This window comes from Agromyces protaetiae, assembly GCF_004135405.1.
GTDB classification, from domain to species: Bacteria; Actinomycetota; Actinomycetes; order Actinomycetales; family Microbacteriaceae; genus Agromyces; species Agromyces protaetiae.
This window is the reverse complement of the sequence record NZ_CP035491.1, coordinates 1,739,825-1,759,203: the sequence shown is the minus strand read 5'-3', so window position 1 is coordinate 1,759,203 and position 19,379 is coordinate 1,739,825. Positions and strand designations below refer to the sequence as shown.

Genomic DNA, 19,379 nt, shown 5'->3' with positions numbered 1-19,379 from the left:
CGAGACTGTCGGTATGACGATGCCCCCGTTCGAGAAGTACGTCGGCGTGCCGATGCTGCGCCTGCACGACAAGATCTACCGCGGCACGAACGGGCGGATCGGCCATCACTTCCCGGGCGGGCCGAAGACGCTCATCCTCCACACGGTCGGCGCGAAGACGGGCGCGCAGCGTTCGAACTCGCTCGCGTACACGCGCGACGGCGACGATTACATCGTCGTGGCCTCGAAGGGCGGCGCCCCGGCGTCGCCCGGCTGGTACTTCAATCTCAAGGCCCACCCCCAGGTCGAGGTCAACGTCGGCCCGCGCCGATTCCGCGCGACCGCGCGCGGCGTCACGCCCGACGACGCCGACTACGCGCGCCTCTGGAAGGTCGCGAACGACATGCCGGGCAACCGGAACCGCTACAACGGGTATCAGCAGCGCACGACTCGGGCGATCCCGGTCGTCGTGCTCACGCCCGCACGAGTCGGCGCCTAAGGCACCCGACCCGCGCGACCCGCCCGCTCCGACGCGCCGCCGTTCACCACTCGTTCAGCCCCCGGTTCACGCCGCGTATGCACGGGATCGTTAGCTTTCGGTTCCATGCGACCTCACACCTCCCGGACCATCGCCGGTCTGGCCGCGACCGCCGTCGTCGGCGCGCTCGCCGTCTCGCTGCCCATCGCGGCCCACGCCGACTCCACGTCAGGCGTCACCATCACCGAATGGATGTACAACCCTTCCGCCGGCAAGGGCGAGTTCATCGAGCTCACGAACCTCGGCACCGCTCCCGTGAGCTTCACCGGCTGGTCGTTCGACGACGACAGCGCCGACCCGGGCACGGTTCCGCTCGACAGCCTCGGCACGCTCGCGGTCGGCGAGTCGGCGATCATCACCGAGTCGACGGATGCCGCGTTCCGCGCCGAGTGGGCGCTGGATGCCTCGGTGAAGATCCTCGCCGGCAACACGGTGAACCTCGGCCGCGCCGACGAGATCAACATCTTCGACGGACCCGACGAGGTCGCGAACCTCGTCGACCGGCTCACCTACGACGACGACGGCACCGGTGCGGTCAAGGGCCCCCGCACGGTCGGCGTCTCGGGCGTGCCGAACGACGCGGCGGCGCTCGGCGCGAACAACGCGTCGCAGTGGAAGTTCTCGGCCGTCGGCGACGCCGAGGGCTCGTGGACGTCGACCGTCGGCGCGATCGGCTCGCCCGGCACGAGCCGGTTCGCGGGCGAGGGCACCGACCCGACCGACCCCACAGACCCGACCGACCCGGGCTCCGCCTGGCAGCACGTCAAGATCAACGAGATCTCGTCCGACAACCCGAACAACCCCGTCGGCGACGCCGTCGAGCTCGTCAACACGGGCGACGCCGACGTCGACCTGACGGGCTGGCTGCAGACCGACAGCGGCGCGGCGGCGAGTGCGACGGCGTTCGCGGCGAAGCTCGCGGGCGGCGCGGCGACGACCGTGATCCCCGCGCACGGCTACGTCTACTTCTCGTCCACGAAGGGGCTCGGCAGCGGCGGCGACGCCGTCAAGGTGTACCTTCCCGACGGCGCGAACGGCGCAGCCGGCACGCTCGTCGACTCGGTCGAGTACACGGGCGGCGAAGCCGGCACCGACGAGACCAACGGGTTCGGCGCGGGCGCCTTCGCCCGTTGCCCCGACGGCACGGGCGGGTTCGTGTCGGTCGCAGGCAAGAGCTTCGGGGCATCCAATGCCGAAGCCTGCGAGACGATCCTCGAGAACCCGGCCGACAACCCGGTGCCGACGCTGCCGTGCGAGCCCGAGGGTCCCTCGGGCTCCGGCACCCTGCCGGCCGGAGCGCTCGCGCCCGTCGCCTGGCCCGGCAGCGCGACCGTCGCCGTCGCCGACGCGCAGTGCGCGTGGACGACCGCGACCGGCCCCGAGGGCCGCGATGTCAGCGGCCTCGTCTTCGACCCGTCGAACCCGAACGTCCTCTACTCGGTCAAGAACAAGAGCTGGATCTACCGCCTCGTGAACCAGGGCGGCCTGTGGGTGCCCGACACGGCGAACGGCTGGGGCGCCGGCAAGCAGATCTTCTTCCCCGGCAGCACGGACACGCAGTCGAACCAGCCCGACACCGAGGGCCTCACGATCGGCGCCGACGGTGCGCTGTACGTCACGACCGAGCGCAACAACGCCGCGAACGACATCCCGCTCAACTCGATCCTGCGGTTCGACCCGACCCGGTCGGACACGCAGCTCGTCGCGACCGACGAGTGGAACCTCACGGCCGAGTTCCCCGAGCTCCACGCCGGGAACAGGACCGAGGCGAACCTCGGCTTCGAGGGCGTCACGTTCGTGCCCGACACCTACCTCGTCGCGAACGGCTTCGTCGACCAGTCGACCGGCAAGGCCTACCGCCCCTACGAGTACCCGCTGCACGGCACGGGCCTCTACTTCGCGGCGCTCGAGAACGACGGCAAGCTCTACGCCTACGCGCTCAACAGCGACCGCACGTTCCACCGCGTGGCCGTCGTCGACACGAAGATGGGGCACGTCATGGACGTGCAGTTCGACGCCGACACCCAGCGCATCTGGGCGCTCTGCGACAACACGTGCGGGGTGACGACGACGCTCCTGAAGGTCGGCGCGTCGGGCGCGATCGTTCCGGATGTCGCGTACGAGAAGCCCGCCGGCCTCCTGAACAACAACATCGAGGGCTTCGCGCTCGCGCCGGCCTCGACGTGCGTCGCGGGCACCCGCGCCGCGGTCTGGTCGGACGACGGCATCTACGGCGCAGGGCCGGGCAGCGCGACCGAGGGCCACGCGCTCTTCACGGGCGGCATCTCGTGCGACCTCGGCCTCGGCGGCCAGGGCGTGCCGAAGCCCGCCGCGTGGTCGAAGACGACCGTCTACAACACGGGCGACCGTGCGAGCGTCGACGGCAAGGTCTTCGAGGCGCTCTGGTACACGAAGGGCGAGAAGCCCGGTTCGAACACGTCCGGCGCGTGGGCCGAGATCGCGATCGCCGCCGACGGCCACGACCTCTGGACCGCGACGCGCATCTTCGACACCGGCGACGTCGTCGTCTTCCAGGGCCGCACCTTCAAGGCCCTCTGGTGGACGCGCGGCCAGACCCCCGGCGGGTCGGGCGGCCCGTGGAGCGAGGTCGTCGCGCCCACGACCCCCGGCGGCGTCCCCGCGTGGAGCGCCGCGACCGTCTACGTCGGCGGCGAGAAGGTCGTCTACCAGGGCGTCACCTACCAGGCGCAGTGGTGGGTGACGGGCACCGCCCCGTCGCCGACCCAGAAGTACGGCCCCTGGAAGGTCATCGGCTGAGCGGACGCCCCTGAACAGACGCCCCTGGGGGCGCGAACGACACGGAGGATGCCTCGCGCGGTGGGCGCGAGGCATCCTTCGTCGTTTCAGGATGCCTCGGGGCTCGCGCTACACCGCGAGGAGCGCGATCCCCGCGACGACGACGCCCGACGCGACGAGCCGCGCGCCCGGCCGCCCCTCGCGCAGCACGAGCGCGCCGAAGAGGCTCACGAGAACGACGCTCACCTCGCGCATCGGCGCGACGAGCGCGACCGGGGCGATCGTGACGGCGACGAGCACGAGGATGTACGAGAGCGGCGACAGGAACCCGAACACGAGCAGCCGGCGCCACTCCCGCCGCGCGAAGGGCACGACCTGCGGAAGCCTGCGCCCGAGCAGCGCGGTGAACAGCGGCACCTCGAGGGCCGTGCACCCGACCATGTAGGCGACCGGCGAGATGCTCCAGGTGCGGAGCGCGTGCGCGTCCCACAGCGTGTAGGCCGCGATCGCGACGCCCGTGAGGAGCCCGAAGACGATCGCCGGATCGACCCCGCGACGGCCGCCGATGCGCGGCGCGCGGTCGACGAACCCGATCGCGACGACTCCGGCGATGATCGCCGCCACCCCGACGAGTGCCGCCGGCGAGGGCCGCTCCCCGAGCGCGAGCACCGCGACCACCACGGTCAGCAGCGGCCCGGAGCCGCGCGCCGTCGCGTAGACGGTCGACAGGCTGCCGACGGCGTAGCCGCGCTGCAGCACGAGCATGTACCCGAGGTGCAGCACCGCCGAGACCCCGACGCCCATGAGGAACCCGCGGATGTCCCCGGCGCCGATGCCGCCCGTCAGCGGCACGAGCGGGAGCCACAGCAGGGTGCTCACGACCGAGCCGCACCAGAGGAACGGCAGCCCCGCGCGGCTGACGCCGTGGGCGACGATGTTCCACGCCGAGTGCGCGACGGCCGCGCCGAGGACGAGGAGGACGGCGGTGACGGACATCCGGGACCCTTCCGCTCGCCGCGGGCGCGACGAACCGGGTCCTCCGGGCTTTTGTCCTGTCAGATGACGACCCCGCGCGGGCGGAGGCCGTGGCGCCGCTCGGACCAGGCGAGTCGAGACTCCGGAACCCTAGGCGCTATCGAGAGTCAGGGTAGCACCAACGAAGGACGGGCCGTTTTCCAACGATGACCGCGCGGTTGCGCGCTGCGTGCCTGCGAGTGTGCCGCGATCCTGGAGAGCACCGATCTCGCGGAGGAAGCCAAGTGGATCAGATCCAGACCCTGATACTCACTTTCGTGCTGACGACGGTCATCGGCGGGTTCCTCGGCGCGTGGTTTCAACGCTGGGCGTGGAAACGCCAGGTTCGGCTTGATCAAGCGGGGCAGTCGTATGCCGACCTCAACGCGATCTTCGAGGAGCTGACCGTTCTCGTGGATTCTCGGTACTTCGCGTTGTTCAAATGGAATCAGGCGCTCGCAGAGGAGTGTCTGAGCATGAGCTCCAGGAACGAATCGACGCGCATGCCGTGATCGTCGCGAATTGGAACAACCGTATCGGACTGTTCCACAACAGACTTCGAATCCACCTTGGCGAAGACCGCTCTCGCCTTCCTGGACTACGCAGACGACTTCGATGTCGACGGAGCCAGTTCGCTTCACTACCGCTTCGTCCGGTCGACGCGCTTGATTCGGCGCGCGACCGCCGATCCGTCCGTGCTCCCTCAAGCGACCGACGAAATGCACAAGCTCAATTGGGCGCTCGCGGCGTTCGCCAACGAGTTCACCGACGAGCTTGTCGCGAGAGCCTCACAGCTCAGGCGCCTGAAGTTCGCCACGTCGTCGAGCACGGTCCAAGGCTTGCTCGTCGCTGGCCCCGAACGCCCTGCCAGGCTCGCGCCAGAGCATCCCGGCATGCGACGCGTGGCTTCGGGACAACCCGACACGTCTCACGACGGGTCGACTCGAGGGCTGCCGACGACGACACACGACGCCCATTCCTGAAGGTCTTGCCTAACTTCTGTTCCGCTCGGGTTGCTCGCCTGGCCGGATAGATGGTCAAGTCTGGTCTGGTCTGGTGCCCCTGGAATGACTCGAACACGTTTTGAGCATTCTGCATAGCAACGTCGAGCGGCAACTTCCGCGTAATTCCGCGGGTTGTCAGGACCACGACGACATCGAACGACGTCCGGAAACAGCTAGCGGCGAACAAAATGCGCCAAAATGCAGGCAAGACTTGCCAGTGCGCACCAGCGATGACCTGCGCACCCGCCGTGGCAAAGCCACCGTACCAACCGTGTCGATCGGGCACTCCTCCGGCGGCGAACTTGCTCGAAGGTCTGTCGTCACAACGACGGCGCACACCCTTTAGCGAGCCCCCGTGCACCGGAAACATTCAGGTCAGCTTAGGCTCCGCCGATCGTGCAGCACCGGCGCCCTTTATCGTTTGGGGATTGAGGCCAAGCCCTGGCCTGTATAGGTCGGCGATGCGGTATAGGTTGCGACCAGTGAGTTTGAGGAAACCGCAATACTGGAGCGCCCGAAGCTTTGAATCGATCTCCGAACTGGGCACTCCAGACTGATTCAGATGGCTCCTAAGAAAATTCCCACCGAAACCTTGTGGACCGTTGCGGAATGACTCGATGATTTCTCGCAGGCTGTTGTTTTCAGCGTAAAGCGTGTCAACTAGACGCTTGCTACTCAACTGCTGCCAAGCCCTGACGAATGACTCTTGCTTGATCGGAGGTTGAGCATTCCCGTTGAGTTCGGGATCCCTCACTTGGCATGCAGCAAGCTCAATCGTTCTGGCCGATCGAATCATCGAGATGACGTTGCGCGGATTGATCTCCAATGTCGCGTCGGAACTCTTACTGATGAGGTAAGTGAGCGGGTCAATGAGCTCCGAACTTCGGTTTCCGCGGCTCTTCCTGCCGGAACTCTCGTTAACGGTTGGCAATATTGCTCGAAGAACGCCGGCCTGATTCTTCACACCTCTGTGGTGAAGGTGCTTCAGCGCGAGGTCGCTGATGATGATTCTCTTGACGAGCATGTCCAGAAGTTGATTACGAGTCCACGAGATGCGCATCGACCGCAGGTGCGTCAGATTCACGAAGCCAGCGTCGTTCGTCACACGATCGAGGACGTCGTCTCGGAGGAACAGCTTGGTACGGAATTCTTTGCCATACGACGAGATGTTGGAGTGCGCACGCATCAGGGCACGCAGCGCCAGTCGCTCAAACTCTGGGTCGTCCTCAAAGGCTTCGTCCAGTCGGTCAAATATAATCCAGCATCTCCGTCCTGTCGAACGAAGAGCATCGATCATCGCCAGTACGACGGCATTCACGTCCAGGCTTGCGAAGGCGCTATCCTTTTGCGGCGTTGGCGTCGGGGACTCCTCTTGGTACTCCAGCCGGCCCTCAACATTAGGCATCCCGGTCCCCATACCGAGCTTCGCCTCGACGCCAATTGGTTTGGTCAATCGCGCGAAGCGATCGACCAACGCCTTCCAAATGCTCTGTGGTTTTTGCCCCGACTGGGGCAGTCCCGCAAGTTCCAGCACCTCCTTTAACTTCTCGACTGCAGGGGTGTTGTACATCTCGACGATGTGCCAGCCCGCGAATGTCAGGATGTATGCCGTCCAGACGGTCCGCAGTTGCTCTTCCGTCGGCATCCCGATCTCGCGCCGAAGATGCTGGAACATGATGTCGCCCTGAGTGTTGAAGGCCGGCAGGATGTCTACATCGTCGAGGCTGGCTATCGCAAAGTCGTCATCAGCCATCATTCGAAATATGGCCGTCTTTCCGCTGCCCTTGGGGCCCAGAATCAGGTCGGCCTCGTCATACACCATCTCGTGGAACGCGGCGATCGGCACGAATAGGTCTTGCAACTCGTCGTCACTCTCAGCGACTTCGCTGCCCAGTCTTAGCGAGGTCAACAACTCCGAAGTCTTCACGCGGCCCCCGATGATCGATCATCAACATTCGCCAGCATAGAGTAGACCGCGGGGCGGCCCCCGTTCGCATATCGCTGCTTCACTCGGCGAGGCGTTTGCCGGGTCTAGTTCTAGACCGCCCGCCATTCCGGCGCCCGCAGTGAGTTCGAATACGTCCTCGCCGCCCTGAACATCCGGCAGCAGAACGGCGCACCGAACCACCCGCAGATCCAAGGGAGGGACAGCCCCGGAAGATCGAGAGATTCCACCAAACCCTCAAACGCTGGCTCGGCGCCCGACCTCGCGCCCTTACGATCAGCGAACTGCAAGCCCAACTCGCCACGTTCCGGAGCACTACAACACCCGCCGCCCACACCGCGCCCACGGAACCACACCAGCCATCGCCTACGCCACAGCCCCGCACGCACTTCCCGCCGGGCACGCAGCCCGCACCCACTACCGAATTCGCAACGACCACGTCGGCGCCAACGGGAAGATGAGCCTGCGCCGCGCCGGCCGCATGCACCAACTCAGCATCGGCTACCAGCACCGCGGCAAACGCGTCCTCGCCCTCATCGACGAAACCACCGTCACCGTCATCCATATCGACACCGGCGAGATCCTCAGCGAGCACACCATCGACCCCGACCACAGCTACTGGCGAAACCAACTCACCACACCCGGACGATGGCCCCAGAAATGACAAATGTCCCGCGACATATGAGACACATGTCGCGGGACATCACAATGGTGCCCCTGGAGGTGTCTGAGTTCGCGACATAGGTCACAGGTGATGTGTCGCTCATGAGTCGCGTCATAGGTCACAGTCGGCGGCATGTCGAAGCACCGGGTGATCGTGTTGAAGATCGTCGCGAAGCAACTCACCGTCACCGAGGCGGCGGAGCAGTACGGACTCTCTCGGCGGCATCTGCACCGGCTCCTCGCCCGTTACCGGGAGGAGGGACTGGATGGCCTGGAGTCTCGTTCCCGAGCCCCTCGAACCTCACCGCAGAAGACGACAGACCGGGTGCGGGACCGCATCGTCGAACTGCGCCGCGCTCTGACCGACGCCGGAAGCGATGCCGGGCCGGTCACGATCGCCTGGTATCTGCGCACGGAAGGGCTGCGACCGCCGTCGACGTCCACGATCCGACGGGTCCTGCACGCCGCCGGCCTGATCATTCCCGAGCCGAGGAAGCGTCCGAGATCCTCCTACGTGCGGTTCGAAGCATCCCAGCCCAACGAGACCTGGCAATCCGACTTCACCCACTGGCGCCTTGCCGACGGCACCGATGTCGAGATCCTGAACTGGCTCGATGACCACTCCCGCCTGCTGCTGTCCTGCACCGTCCACCACCCGGTCACCGGCCAGGACGTCGTGGACACGTTTCTCGCCTGCGTCGACGACTACGGCCCGCCGGCGTCCACGCTGACCGACAACGGCCGCGTCTACACCGCCCGACATGGCGGAGGACGCAACGCGTTCGAATACGTCCTGGCCGTACTGAACATCGTGCAGAAGAACGGCGCCCCGAACCACCCGCAGACTCAGGGGAAGATCGAACGCTTCCACCAGACCCTCAAACGCTGGCTGACCGCCCGACCCCGCGCGACCACGATCCCCGAGCTGCAACATCAGCTCAATCAATTCCGGGAGCACTACAACCAGCACCGCCCGCACCGCGCTCGAGAAACGACTCCCGCGATCGCCTACGCAGCCTCACCGAAAGCCGCGCCCGCCAGCAGCCGCCCCGACACCATCCACTACCGCGTCCGCCACGACCACGTCGGCAGCAACGGCAAGATCAGCTTCCGCCGTGCCGCCCGCATGCACCACCTCGGAATCGGCGCGAACCACCGCGGCACACCCGTCATCCTCATCGCCGACGAACACACCGTCACCGTCATCGCACTCCGCACCGGCGAAATCATCGCGACCAACACCATCGACCCCAACAAGGCCTACTGGCGCAACACGATGAGAGCCCCAGGCCGATGGCCCGGGGCTCTCAAAACGTGACCTATGTCGCGACTCAGGTGAGACCTATGTCGCGACTCATCACATGGTGCCCCTGGAGGGACTCGAACCCCCAACCCTTTCCTTAGGACGGAACTGCTCTTCCATTGAGCTACAGAGGCCAGGCTTCCGATTCTAACGAGTGCGCGGGGTGCGTCGGTGCGGGGCGGGTGGCGCACAGGTGGCATCAGGGCGCGTAAACGTTATCATCGACCAGGATGCCTCGCGCCCGCGCTCGTTCGCACAGGCGGCCCGTGCGGGAGAGGCACCACCGCCCCCGACGGGTAGTCTGCTGCGGGGCGCGTCGACCCGACACGCGGAGACGCGAGCGGGATGCGTGAGCAGCAGACATGAGCCGAAGAAAGGCAGGTCCGTGGAGGTTCTGACCCTCGGCGAGGCACTCGTGTGCTTCTCCCGACCGACCGACCCCGAAGAGGCCGCCCGCGGCCGGTACGTGCGCTCGATGGGCGGCGCCGAAGCGAACACCGCGATGGGGCTCGCCCGCCTCGGCCACGACGTCGTCTGGGCGTCGATGCTCGGCGACGATCCGCTGGGCGAGTACGTGCTCGACACGCTCGCGGGCGAGGGCGTCCGCACCGACCACGTCGGCCGCAGCGCGACCCGCCCGACGGCCCTCATGCTCAAGGAGCGCCGTGGCGCCCACGACACCGCCGTCACCTACTACCGTCGCGACTCGGCGGGCACCGAGCTCGCGCCGGGCCACCTCGACGAAGCGGTCGTGGCGAGCGCGAGACGCGTGCACCTCACGGGCGTCGCGATCGCCATCGGCGAGGGCCCTCGGGCGCTCGTGCACGAGACCGCCGAGCGCGCGGCGGCAGCCGGCGTCACGGTGAGCTTCGATCCGAACTTCCGTCCGGCGATCATCTCCGAGGCCGACGCCTCGAACGAGTACCGCCGTGTGCTCGCCTCGACCGACGAACTGCTCTGCAACGAGACCGAGGCGCGCCTCATCACGGGCGAGGCCGACCTCGACGCGGCGCTCGACGCGCTCGCAGCGCTCGGCCCGTCGACCGTCATCGTGAAGCGCGGCGCCGACGGCGCGCTCGTGCTCCACCACGGCGAGCGCCGCGTCGTTCCGGCCCATCCGGCCCCGAACCCCGTCGACCCGGTCGGCGCGGGCGACGCGTTCAACGCCGGCTGGATCCACGCCCGCCTCGCGGGCCTCGGCCTCGACGACTCGCTCGCCCTCGCGGCGTTCGTCGCGGCCCAGGTCGTGCAGCACCCCGGCGACTACGAGGGCTTCCCCGACGCCGACGCCGTGGCCGCATTCGTCGCAGCACGAGACATCCAGCAGCCCCGAGACATCCGCACCCCCTCCCTGACCCCTTCGGAGACCGCATGACCGCCGCGACCGTCCTCTCCCCCGCCGAGCTGCGCACGTTCCTCGCGCGCAGCCGCGTCGTCCCCGTGCTGCGCACGTCGACGGCCGACGAACTGCGCGCGCTCGTCGAAGCGAGCCGCGTCGCGGGCTTCGGCGTCGTCGAACTGACGGCGACGGTGCCGGGCTGGCAGGGGGTCCTGCAAGACGTCGTGGATGACTCGCGCTACGCCGACCTCGCGATCGGCGTCGGCACCGTGGTCTCACCCGAGATCGCGCGCGAGGCCGCCGCGCTCGGCGCGCACTTCCTCGTGTCGCCGTTCCCCGTGCCCGAGGCCGTGCTCGAGGACGCTCCGCCGCTCGTGCAGGGCGGACTCACGCCGGGCGAGCTGCGCGCCGCGGGCGCGGCGACGGGCGTCGCGAAGCTCTTCCCGGCCGCGAGCGTCGGCACGGGGCACCTGAAGGCCGTGCGCGACGTGCTGCCCCAGCTCGAGATCATGCCGACGGGCGGCATCACGCCCGCGACGGCGCGCGACTGGCTCGACGCGGGCGCGATCGCCGTCGGCATGGGCACGGCGCTCTTCAAGCTCGACGACGCCGAGCTCGCCGCGTTCGTCGCGAGCGTCGGGATCGTCGGGTGAGCGGCTGGGGCCTGCTCGGACGCTGGGGTCGCGAGGACGAGGTTCCGATGCCGGATGCCTCGGACGAGCCGTTCCCCGAAGGGTACGCCGAACGCTTCTGGATCGGAGCCTCGACCGCGGGCGTGCTCGGCTCGGCGGCAGCAGGCATCCGGCCGTTCGAGATCGCCTACAACGGCGACCATTGGATCGGCGACCCGGTCGACGTGGGCGAGAACCCCATGTTCCTCGCGCATCGCGGCGACGGACTCGTCGCGATCGTGCACGAACTCGCCGACGGCGAGCTGACGCTGCACCGCATCGACGGCGAGACCGTGACCGCGGTCGGCGAACCGGTCGCGATCGGCGCCGACCCGTGCCACGTCGACTTCACGGCCGACGGCCGGGCCGCCCTCGCGGCCAACTACTCGGGCGGCAGCCTCGCAGTGCGCACGGTCCGCGATGGCGGTTTCGGCGACGCCGATGTCCACACGGTCGTGTTCGCCGGCCGCGGCCCGCGCGACGACCGCCAGCTCTCCCCGCACGCCCACCAGGTCGTCGTCGACGCCGACCGCGACCGCGTGCTCGTCGTCGACCTCGGCGCCGACCGCGTGCGCGTCGTGCACCTCGACGCCGACGGCGTGCCGACGCACTCCGACGACGACGACGAGATCGTCATCCACGCCGGCGCGGGCCCTCGCCACCTCGCGATCTCGGGCGAGTACGCCGTCGTCGCGAACGAACTCGACCGCACGCTGAGCGTCATCGACCTCGAACTCGACGAAGAGATCGACGTCGTTCCGCTCGGCGAGGGCGTCGAACCGCGGGGGTTCGGCGCGTCGGCGATCCGCATCACGAGCGGCGGCATCGTGCTGACGGGCGACCGCGACCTCGACGGCGTGCAGGCGCACCGGCTCGATCCCGAGACGGGCACGCTCGAGCACGTCGGGCTCGTCGTCACGGGCGGGGTGCACCCACGCGACCTCGAGCTCACGACCGACGAGCTGCATCTGCTCGTCGCCGACCAGGGCTCCGACTCGATCGCGATCGTCTCGCTCGACGCCGAGGGTGCACCCGTGAGCGTCGTCGCGACCGTGTCGACGCCCGCGCCCGCGTGCATCATGCGGTTCTGAGCGGGTCTCGATACGCGCTTCGCGCTACTCGACCACCGGAAGAGCCCGCTCAGGTGGGCGGGTACAGGTAGAGCGCCGACCCGGCGTCGATCGTGCGCACGTGGTACGAGTGGTCGCTCTGCTGGTTGTACTCCTCGATCGTGACCGTGCCGTCGCCGTTGACCGACTGCACGTACGCGACGTGGTTGTACGGGAACCAGGCGACCGCGCCCACGACGGGCTCGCTGCTCGTCTGACGGCCGCGCGAGACCCACTCGTCGGCCCATGCCCAGGCGCTGCCCGAGGCGAGGTTCGACCAGTCCCAGCGCCACGGCGCGCTCGTAACGCCCGCGTCGCGGTTCATACGCCACGCGACGAAGTCGACGCACTCGCGGTAGTAGTACCGCAGCGGCGAGAGGCCCCCACCGTAGTCGTCGGGGGTCTCGTTCCACCAGGGGTAGTCGTCGCCGGCAGCCTGCTGCGCGGGCGTGTAGTACGCGCCGGGGTTGTTCGCGATGCTCGCGGCCCACGCGGACCGCTCGTTGGCCGCGGCCTCGGCTGCCGCTTTGTCGATGTCGGCTTTCGTGGTGACGTCGTACTGGTCGCTCGCGACTGCGGCCGCGCTCGCGAGCCCCGAGACCTCGACGTCTTGGGCCTGCGAACGGGAGAGGCTGAATTTGTCGGATGTCGCGAAGCCCGCGCCGCCCGGAACGAGCGCGTAGGCCGGCAGCCCGACGGTGCCGACGATCGCGGGCACGACGAGGATCGTCGCGAAGACGCGCGCGTGCCGGCGCGTGGCGCCGCCCGCGTCGGAGACCCGCTTGGTGGCGCTCGCGGCGCCGGAAGCGGCGCGAGCCGCGGCGTTCGCGAACGTCGTCGCAACGGACGACGCCGAACCGGCCGCCGGCACGCGCCCCGAGGCATCCGCCCGACGAGGCGCCCGCGGAATGCTCGGAACGGGCGGCAGTTGCGCCTTGGAAGCCTTGGTGCGACTACGACGCGATGCTTCGGCCTGCTCGGCCGCGCGGCGTGCTGCCCTGCTCGTCGGCTGCTCGCCGCTCGTCACGTCACCGCTCACTGATTGGACCTCCGGTTCCGCGCGCACCGGTGGTGACGGCGTGCAGCGGGGGACGACTGCTTCGTCTGCGTTCGCCCCGGACCGCGCGGGTCGCGCTCCGGGCTTCACCCACCCTAAAGCACACCCGCCGCAAAGTCACGGCGACATCACGACGCGTGACGCAGCGGGCGGCGCGCGGGCGAGGCATCCGCCGGGTCACGCGGCCTGGAGGAACTCGCTCCACTGGGGCAGCGGGCGCTCGAATCCGCGCACGACCCAGTCGCGATCGACGGGCATGCGCGGCGTGAACCGCAGCTCCCAGCCCATCTCGGCGGGCGTGTGGTCGCTCTTCGCGTTGTTGCAGCGCAGGCAGCACGCGACGAGGTTCTCCCACGTGTCGCGTCCGCCGCGCGAGCGCGGCAGCACGTGGTCGATCGTCGCCGCCGACTTCCCGCAGTACGCGCAGCGGTGCTCGTCGCGACGGAGGACTCCGCGGCGGCTCACGGGCACGTGGTGCATGCGCGGCGGGCGCACGTAGCGCGTGAGGACGATGACGCTCGGCCGCTCCCACGCGCCGCTCGTGCCTCTGACCGGATTCAGCTCGTCTCTCACGATGACGGTGGCTTTGTCGTGCATGACGAGCAGCAGGGCCCGCTTGAACGAGACGATGGCGAGGGGTTCATATCCGGCGTTGAGCACGAGCGTTCGCATGGAGTGCCTTTCGATCGGTGCTGGATGGCTTCCAGCCGCGTGAACAGGTCGACGAACCGTGCGGATGCCTCGTGGCGGGCGCGCTTGGCGCACGCGAGTCGGGGCCCGGAAACGCGGAACGGGCCCTGTCCGATGGACAGTGCCCGTTCTGATGCGGTGTCTGGTGCACGAGATGCGCGTGCTGATGTGCGCGCAGTTGCACGTGCGCCAGACTGCTGCGGCGCTGGTCGAAGAGCGCGCGCGCATCCGTGGAATGGATGCCCCGCCGCTCGACCATGTGCCCGCTCCGTTTCCGGCCGTGAAGGATCGTCAATTCCTCAGGGTACGCGACGAACGGCGCGCCTGGACCCCCGGGCGCGCCGTTCGCAGATCGCGTCACGCGATGTTCACACGTCAGATACCGATGCGCACGATCGAGTACGAGCTCGTCCAGATCGGCTGCACGCGCACCGAGGCGCCCTCGTACGGCGCGTGCAGGATGTTGCCGTTGCCGGCGTAGAAGCCGTCGTGACCCGACATGATGACGAGGTCGCCGGGCACCGCGTCGGCCTGCGAGATCGGGGTGCCCATGGCGCCCTGACCCGACGAGGAGTGCGGCATGCCGACGCCGAACTGCGCGTACACGTACATGACGAAGCCCGAGCAGTCGAAGCCCGCGGGCGTCGCGCCGCCGTAGACGTACGGCACGCCGATGTACTGCGTCGCGACGCTGTAGACGCTCGCGAGGTCGAAGTTCGGGTACGGCGGGTTCGCGAGGAAGTCGCCGACGCTCGGGCCCGAGTAGCCGGCCGCGTACGACGTCATGGCCCGCTCGGCCGCGACGCGCGCGGCTTCGGCTGCGGCAGCCGCCTCGGCCGCCTGGCGGATAGACTCGCCCGTGGTGACGCTCAACTGGTCGGTGCCGACGGCTGCGGCGATGACGTCATCGCCGACGTCGACCGACTGCGCCTGCGCCTTCGTGAGCTTCGTCTGGGCCGTCTCGGAGAACTGCGGCTCGTTCGAGCCGGGAGCGATCGCGTAGGCGGGGATCGCGAGCGTGCCGACGATGCCGACTGCCATCGTCATGACGGCGACATTCGCGACGCCGCCGCGGCGCAGACGACTCGTCGACGCCAGCGTCGTCGTGGCCGAAGGCGATGCTGCGACGGGAGCGACCTCGGAACCGGGCTGCTGGGCTGCGTTCAGGGAAGCGGCGGCGGCGACGTTGCGCTTGCCGATGCGGTTCGAGAGAGACTGGGACGTTCTGGGGGATGCGCCGCTCACGCGACGCCGGGGGAAAAGAGCCAAACCGGGTTACCTCCGCGCCTGCGGTCTTCGACCACCCCACCTGGACGCGCTCGGGGGCGCTTCGCGGATTCCGGATCGAGCGGTGGGCCCCGGGGGAGACGTCCCGATCTTCGTTCCATCGACCGGCTTCTGCCGATGGACTCGACCGAGGATACGCCAGGGCTCCTGGAATGTCACATCAAGATAACGACGAGCCGGATTCGGCCTCGGATCAGGACGTGAGTTCCGCGTGAATCCGGGTGAAACCCGGGGTATCCCCCAGTTCGGGGACGCGTTCGGCGCGTCGCGTGGTCAGGCCACAGCGCCGGCGCACGCCTCAGTCGCCGATGAAGAGGTGGCCTGCGACCTCGGTCGGAAGCTCGAGCGCACCCTCGACGCCGTCGATCTCGACCAGCACGTAGGCGCCGCGAGAGGTGAAGGTCGCGGATGCCCCGGGCACGATGCCGGCCTGCTTGAACTGGCCGAGCAGCTCGGGGTCGAACTGCGCGGGCTCGGCGAGACGACGGATGACGCCCGTGACCGGGCCGCCCGTCTCGTCGAGCGCCACGACGACGTTTCGGACGCCCGCGAGGAAGGGCTTCGCCGCAGGGACGCCGAGTTCGTCGAGGCCCGGGATGGGGTTGCCGTACGGAGACTCGGTGGGCTGGCCGAGGATCTCGATGAGCCGGCGCTCGACCTGCTCGCTCATGACGTGCTCCCACCGGCAGGCCTCGTCGTGGACGTACTCCCACTCGAGGCCGATGACGTCGGCGAGGAGCCGCTCGGCGAGACGGTGCTTGCGCATGACGTGCACGGCCTTGCTGCGGCCCGACGTCGTGAGCTCGAGGTGACGGTCGCCCGACACGACGACGAGCCCGTCGCGCTCCATGCGCGCGACCGTCTGCGACACCGTCGGCCCCGAGTGCCCGAGACGCTCGGAGATCCGCGCGCGCAGGGGCACGATGCCCTCCTCCTCGAGATCGAGGATCGTGCGCAGGTACATCTCGGTCGTATCGATCAGATCGGTCACTCGGGCGCCCTCCACTCACTGCCGCGTCAAGCCTACCGGCACCTCCCGACTAGAATCCTGCGTATGCCGACGCTCGAAATCCCCAGCGCTCTCCTGCCCGCCGACGGACGTTTCGGCTGCGGCCCCTCGAAGGTCCGTCCCGAGCAGCTCGCCCACCTGCAGGCGCACGCGTCGATCCTCGGCACCTCGCACCGCCAGGCGCCCGTCAAGCAGCTCGTCGGCCGCGTGCGATCGGGGCTCTCCGACCTGTTCAGCCTGCCCGACGGCTATGAAGTCGTACTCGGCAACGGCGGCTCGACCGCCTTCTGGGACGCCGCGTCGTTCGGCCTCATCGACCGCCGCGCGCAGCTGTGCTCGTTCGGCGAGTTCGGCGCGAAGTTCGCCAAGGCCGCGGGCGCCCCCTGGCTCGAAGCCCCCGACGTGCGCACGGCCGACGCCGGCAGCCGCATCGCCCCCGAGGCCGTCGCGGGCGTCGACGTCTACGGATGGCCGCAGAACGAGACCTCGACGGGCGTCGCCGCCCCCGTGCGCCGCGTCGCGGGCGACGCGGGCGCGCTCACCGTCCTCGACGCGACGAGCGCCGCGGGCGGCATCCTCGTCGACGCGAACGAGTTCGACGTCTACTACTTCGCCCCGCAGAAGAACTTCGCCGCCGACGGCGGCCTGTGGTTCGCGCTCCTCTCCCCTGCTGCGGTCGAGCGCATCGAGCGCATCGCGGCCTCTGACCGGTACATCCCCGACTTCCTCTCGCTCAAGCAGGCGCTCGACAACTCGCGCCTCGAGCAGACGCTCAACACGCCCGCGCTGTCGACCCTCCTGCTCATGGAGAACCAGGTCGACTGGCTCAACGAGTCGGGCGGCCTCGCATGGGCCGACGCCCGCACGCGCGAGTCGTCGCAGACCCTCTACGAGTGGGCCGAGGCATCCGCCGTCGCGACGCCCTTCGTCGCCGACCCCGACCACCGTTCGCAGGTCGTCGTGACGATCGACTTCGACGACACCGTCGACGCCTCACAGGTCGCGAAGGTGCTCCGCGAGAACGGCGTCGTCGACACCGAGCCGTACCGCAAGCTCGGTCGCAACCAGCTCCGCGTCGCGACCTTCGCCGCGATCGAGCCCGCCGATGTCAAGGCCCTCACCGCGTCGATCGACTACGTGCTCGAGCGTCTCGGCTAGATTCGTCGCCATGCGCTTCTGGCTGAGCGAGGAGGAACGGCGCCCCGACCCGGCGCCGGCCCGCGCCGATGCCAGAAAAGCCCTGTTCGCGGGCACGATCCTGTGGATCGTCGCGCTCGCGGTGTTCTGGTGGTTCCGCGAACCGCTGGGCGTCGCGGGCTTCGGATGGTTCGTGCCCGCGTCGATCGTCGGCGTCGCGCTCGGCGTGGCCGGCCTCGTCGTCGTGCAGGTGCGGCGACGGGGCGCAGCCTCGGAAGCCGAGCCGGACGCCGCCGACGCGCAGGCGCGCGACGGTTACCCGTCGGACTCGGTGTGATCCTCGTCGTCGTCTGATCCGTCGTCGGACTCGTCGTCGCCCACCTCGTCGAGCGCGTCGATGTCGATCCCGTCGAACGCGTCGACGCCCACGGCGTCGTACGCGCCGTCGCCGAACTCGTCGACCTCGCCCGTGTCGAATCCGGGCTCGCCGGGCGCCGCGTCGAACGCGTCGTGGTCTTCGAACCCGTCGTCTTCGTCGTCGTCGTCGCTCTCGACGTCGTCGCCCTCGGTCTCGGCGTCGTCGTCCTCGTCGTCGAACTCGGCGTCGTCGTCGGCATCGTCGTCGGCTTCGTCTGCGAGCGCCTCGTCGTCGAGCGCGTCCTCCCCGAACTCCTCGCCCGCCGCGGCGGCCGCGGCGGCCGCGGCCTGCTGCGCGGCACGGTACTCGGCGAGGCGCTCCGACCACGGCACCCACTCGGGCGCGAGGAGCGCCTCGTCGCCGGGCATGAGCTCGGTCTCGAGCACGGTGGGCTCGGCGTCTTCGACGCGCGCGATCGTGACGCTCCAATGCCAGCCGCGGTAGCCCGCGAGATCGGCCGCGAAGAGGAGCGTGAGCACGTGCTCGCCCTCGGCGATGTGGCCGATGACGGAACCGACGGTCTCGGGCGGGGTCACCTCGAGCAGCGCGCGCTGCGCGAGCGCGGCCGACGCGAGGAGCACCTCGTCTGCGACGAACGGCTCGGCGGGCGTCTCGGCTTCGACCTCGGTCACGTCTTCGAGATCGACGGATGTCTCGGACTCGACGCCTTCGAGTTCGGGTGCGACGCCCTCGATCTCAGGCATCCAGGTCGTCCGCGACGCGTCGGAGCACGGCCGCGACCGTGCGCGTCTTGGCCTTGTCGGGATAGCGTCCGCGGCGCAGGTCGGCACCGACGCCGTCGAGCACCTTCACGAGGTCTTCGACGATGATCGCCATGTCGTCGGCGGGCTTGCGGTGCATCTTCACGAGGCTCGGCGGGGCGTCGAGCACGCGGACCGAGAGGGCCTGCGCGCCGCGCTTGCCGTCGGCGATGCCGAACTCGAGGCGCGTGCCGGCGCGGACCGTGGCGCCCGCGGGCAGGGCGGACGCGTGCAGGAAGACCTCTTGGCCGTCGTCGGCGGCGATGAAGCCGAATCCCTTGTCGTCGTCGTAGAACTTGACCTTGCCGGTGGGCATCGATGAACCTCGCTCGTGTCGTGCCGGCGCGCCGATCCGCGGCGCCCGTCCACCCCCAGTCTAGGTCGCAGGCACACGTCGGCGCGCTGTCCTAAGCTGGTCTGGTGAGCACCGATCGTCCCGCCGCCGAGTCCCGCGTCATCCGCGTGCTCGCCTACATGGTCGCGGGCATCGTCCTCGCCGCCGTCGCCGCATTCATCGCCGTCATCATCGGCACGTTCGCCAACGCGGGCACCGAGCATTGGGCCGAGCAGGGCGTCTGGCCCATCGTGCTCGTGTTCCCCCTGATCGCGCTCCCGATCGGCATCCTCCTGATCATCGCGATCATGATCCTCAGCGCCGTGCGGCGCTCCCGGCAAGCCCGCGAGAAGTCGAGCTGAGC

The 19,379-nt window shown here is 68.9% G+C and carries 20 protein-coding genes and 1 tRNA gene; 12 read left to right on the top strand and 9 right to left on the bottom strand.

All coding sequences use genetic code 11. From position 1 onward, the window contains the following. Positions 1-13: 13 nt before the first annotated feature. Both ET445_RS08250 and ET445_RS08245 read left to right on the top strand, forming a co-directional pair. A complete protein-coding gene (locus ET445_RS08250; RefSeq protein ID WP_166462038.1) occupies positions 14-478 on the top strand; it encodes a nitroreductase family deazaflavin-dependent oxidoreductase in 465 nt (154 codons plus the stop codon). Positions 479-583: 105 nt separating this feature from the next. Then, positions 584-3,295: a lamin tail domain-containing protein gene (locus tag ET445_RS08245; RefSeq protein ID WP_129190482.1), complete on the top strand. Its 2,712-nt coding sequence runs from the start codon at positions 584-586 to the stop codon at positions 3,293-3,295. Positions 3,296-3,403: 108 nt separating this feature from the next. On the opposite strand, the gene ET445_RS08240 is transcribed toward ET445_RS08245, so the two are convergent. Continuing rightward, entirely contained in the window at positions 3,404-4,270 is an 867-nt protein-coding gene (locus tag ET445_RS08240) for an EamA family transporter (protein ID WP_129190480.1), read from the bottom strand. A 263-nt stretch (positions 4,271-4,533) separates the two neighbouring features. On the opposite strand from ET445_RS08240, the gene ET445_RS08235 reads away from it, so the two are divergent. Beyond that, a complete protein-coding gene (locus ET445_RS08235) occupies positions 4,534-4,800 on the top strand; it encodes a hypothetical protein (protein ID WP_129190478.1) in 267 nt (88 codons plus the stop codon). Positions 4,801-4,857: 57 nt separating this feature from the next. Then, entirely contained in the window at positions 4,858-5,271 is a 414-nt protein-coding gene (locus tag ET445_RS08230) for a hypothetical protein (protein WP_129190476.1), read from the top strand. A 391-nt stretch (positions 5,272-5,662) separates the two neighbouring features. Here the strand turns inward: ET445_RS08230 and ET445_RS08225 are convergent, their stop codons facing one another. Further along, a complete protein-coding gene (locus tag ET445_RS08225) occupies positions 5,663-7,219 on the bottom strand; it encodes a P-loop ATPase, Sll1717 family (protein WP_129190474.1) in 1,557 nt (518 codons plus the stop codon). A 475-nt stretch (positions 7,220-7,694) separates the two neighbouring features. Here ET445_RS08225 and ET445_RS08220 point away from each other — a divergent pair, with 475 nt between their 5' ends. Both ET445_RS08220 and ET445_RS08215 read left to right on the top strand, forming a co-directional pair. Continuing rightward, positions 7,695-7,901 (top strand): hypothetical protein, encoded by a 207-nt coding sequence (locus ET445_RS08220; protein ID WP_129190472.1) that lies wholly within the window; start codon positions 7,695-7,697, stop codon positions 7,899-7,901. Between the two features lie 132 nt (positions 7,902-8,033). Beyond that, positions 8,034-9,218 carry an IS481 family transposase gene (locus ET445_RS08215; protein WP_129190470.1) on the top strand — a complete coding sequence of 395 codons (1,185 nt, stop codon included), beginning with the start codon at positions 8,034-8,036 and terminating at the stop codon, positions 9,216-9,218. 44 nt (positions 9,219-9,262) lie between these two features. Here the strand turns inward: ET445_RS08215 and ET445_RS08210 are convergent. Beyond that, a tRNA-Arg gene (locus tag ET445_RS08210) sits at positions 9,263-9,337 on the bottom strand. 251 nt (positions 9,338-9,588) lie between these two features. Here ET445_RS08210 and ET445_RS08205 point away from each other — a divergent pair. From ET445_RS08205 to ET445_RS08195, 3 genes are read left to right on the top strand one after another with little or no spacing between them, the layout of a single operon-like run. Then, entirely contained in the window at positions 9,589-10,578 is a 990-nt protein-coding gene (locus ET445_RS08205) for a sugar kinase (protein WP_165314339.1), read from the top strand. Continuing rightward, the gene (locus ET445_RS08200; protein WP_129190466.1) at positions 10,575-11,195 is read left to right on the top strand and encodes a bifunctional 4-hydroxy-2-oxoglutarate aldolase/2-dehydro-3-deoxy-phosphogluconate aldolase; all 621 of its coding nucleotides are present in this window, start codon (positions 10,575-10,577) and stop codon (positions 11,193-11,195) included. The genes ET445_RS08205 and ET445_RS08200 overlap by 4 nt, the downstream gene beginning before the upstream one ends. Then, a complete protein-coding gene (locus ET445_RS08195) occupies positions 11,192-12,304 on the top strand; it encodes a lactonase family protein (protein ID WP_129190464.1) in 1,113 nt (370 codons plus the stop codon). The genes ET445_RS08200 and ET445_RS08195 overlap by 4 nt, the downstream gene beginning before the upstream one ends. A 49-nt stretch (positions 12,305-12,353) precedes the next feature. Here the strand turns inward: ET445_RS08195 and ET445_RS08190 are convergent, their stop codons facing one another. The 4 genes from ET445_RS08190 to ET445_RS08175 all read right to left on the bottom strand — a co-directional run bounded on the left by ET445_RS08190 (position 12,354) and on the right by ET445_RS08175 (position 16,347). Further along, positions 12,354-13,361, bottom strand: a complete 1,008-nt coding sequence (locus ET445_RS08190) for a CHAP domain-containing protein (protein ID WP_129190462.1) — start codon at positions 13,359-13,361, stop codon at positions 12,354-12,356. A 195-nt stretch (positions 13,362-13,556) separates the two neighbouring features. Continuing rightward, on the bottom strand, positions 13,557-14,051 hold the full coding sequence (locus ET445_RS08185) for an HNH endonuclease (RefSeq protein WP_129190460.1): 495 nt from the start codon (positions 14,049-14,051) through the stop codon (positions 13,557-13,559). Between the two features lie 393 nt (positions 14,052-14,444). Further along, positions 14,445-15,314 (bottom strand): C40 family peptidase, encoded by an 870-nt coding sequence (locus ET445_RS08180; RefSeq protein WP_243695374.1) that lies wholly within the window; start codon positions 15,312-15,314, stop codon positions 14,445-14,447. A gap of 340 nt (positions 15,315-15,654) precedes the next feature. Continuing rightward, on the bottom strand, positions 15,655-16,347 hold the full coding sequence (locus ET445_RS08175) for an iron-dependent transcriptional repressor DtxR (RefSeq protein ID WP_129190458.1): 693 nt from the start codon (positions 16,345-16,347) through the stop codon (positions 15,655-15,657). A gap of 63 nt (positions 16,348-16,410) precedes the next feature. Here ET445_RS08175 and serC point away from each other — a divergent pair, with 63 nt between their 5' ends. Together serC and ET445_RS08165 are read left to right on the top strand one after the other, a co-directional pair. Beyond that, positions 16,411-17,523: a phosphoserine transaminase gene (serC, locus tag ET445_RS08170; RefSeq protein ID WP_129190456.1), complete on the top strand. Its 1,113-nt coding sequence runs from the start codon at positions 16,411-16,413 to the stop codon at positions 17,521-17,523. Between the two features lie 10 nt (positions 17,524-17,533). Next, positions 17,534-17,839 (top strand): DUF2530 domain-containing protein, encoded by a 306-nt coding sequence (locus ET445_RS08165; RefSeq protein WP_129190454.1) that lies wholly within the window; start codon positions 17,534-17,536, stop codon positions 17,837-17,839. Here the strand turns inward: ET445_RS08165 and ET445_RS08160 are convergent. Next, complete coding sequence (locus ET445_RS08160) at positions 17,818-18,624, bottom strand: DUF3027 domain-containing protein (RefSeq protein WP_129190452.1); 807 nt, start codon at positions 18,622-18,624, stop codon at positions 17,818-17,820. The two genes, ET445_RS08165 and ET445_RS08160, sit on opposite strands and share 22 nt — an antisense overlap. After that, positions 18,617-18,997 carry a cold-shock protein gene (locus tag ET445_RS08155; protein ID WP_129190450.1) on the bottom strand — a complete coding sequence of 127 codons (381 nt, stop codon included), beginning with the start codon at positions 18,995-18,997 and terminating at the stop codon, positions 18,617-18,619. Before ET445_RS08155 ends, ET445_RS08160 begins: the two co-directional genes overlap by 8 nt. Before the next feature lie 104 nt (positions 18,998-19,101). Here ET445_RS08155 and ET445_RS08150 point away from each other — a divergent pair, with 104 nt between their 5' ends. Further along, positions 19,102-19,377, top strand: a complete 276-nt coding sequence (locus ET445_RS08150) for a hypothetical protein (RefSeq protein ID WP_129190448.1) — start codon at positions 19,102-19,104, stop codon at positions 19,375-19,377. Positions 19,378-19,379: the final 2 nt, after the last annotated feature.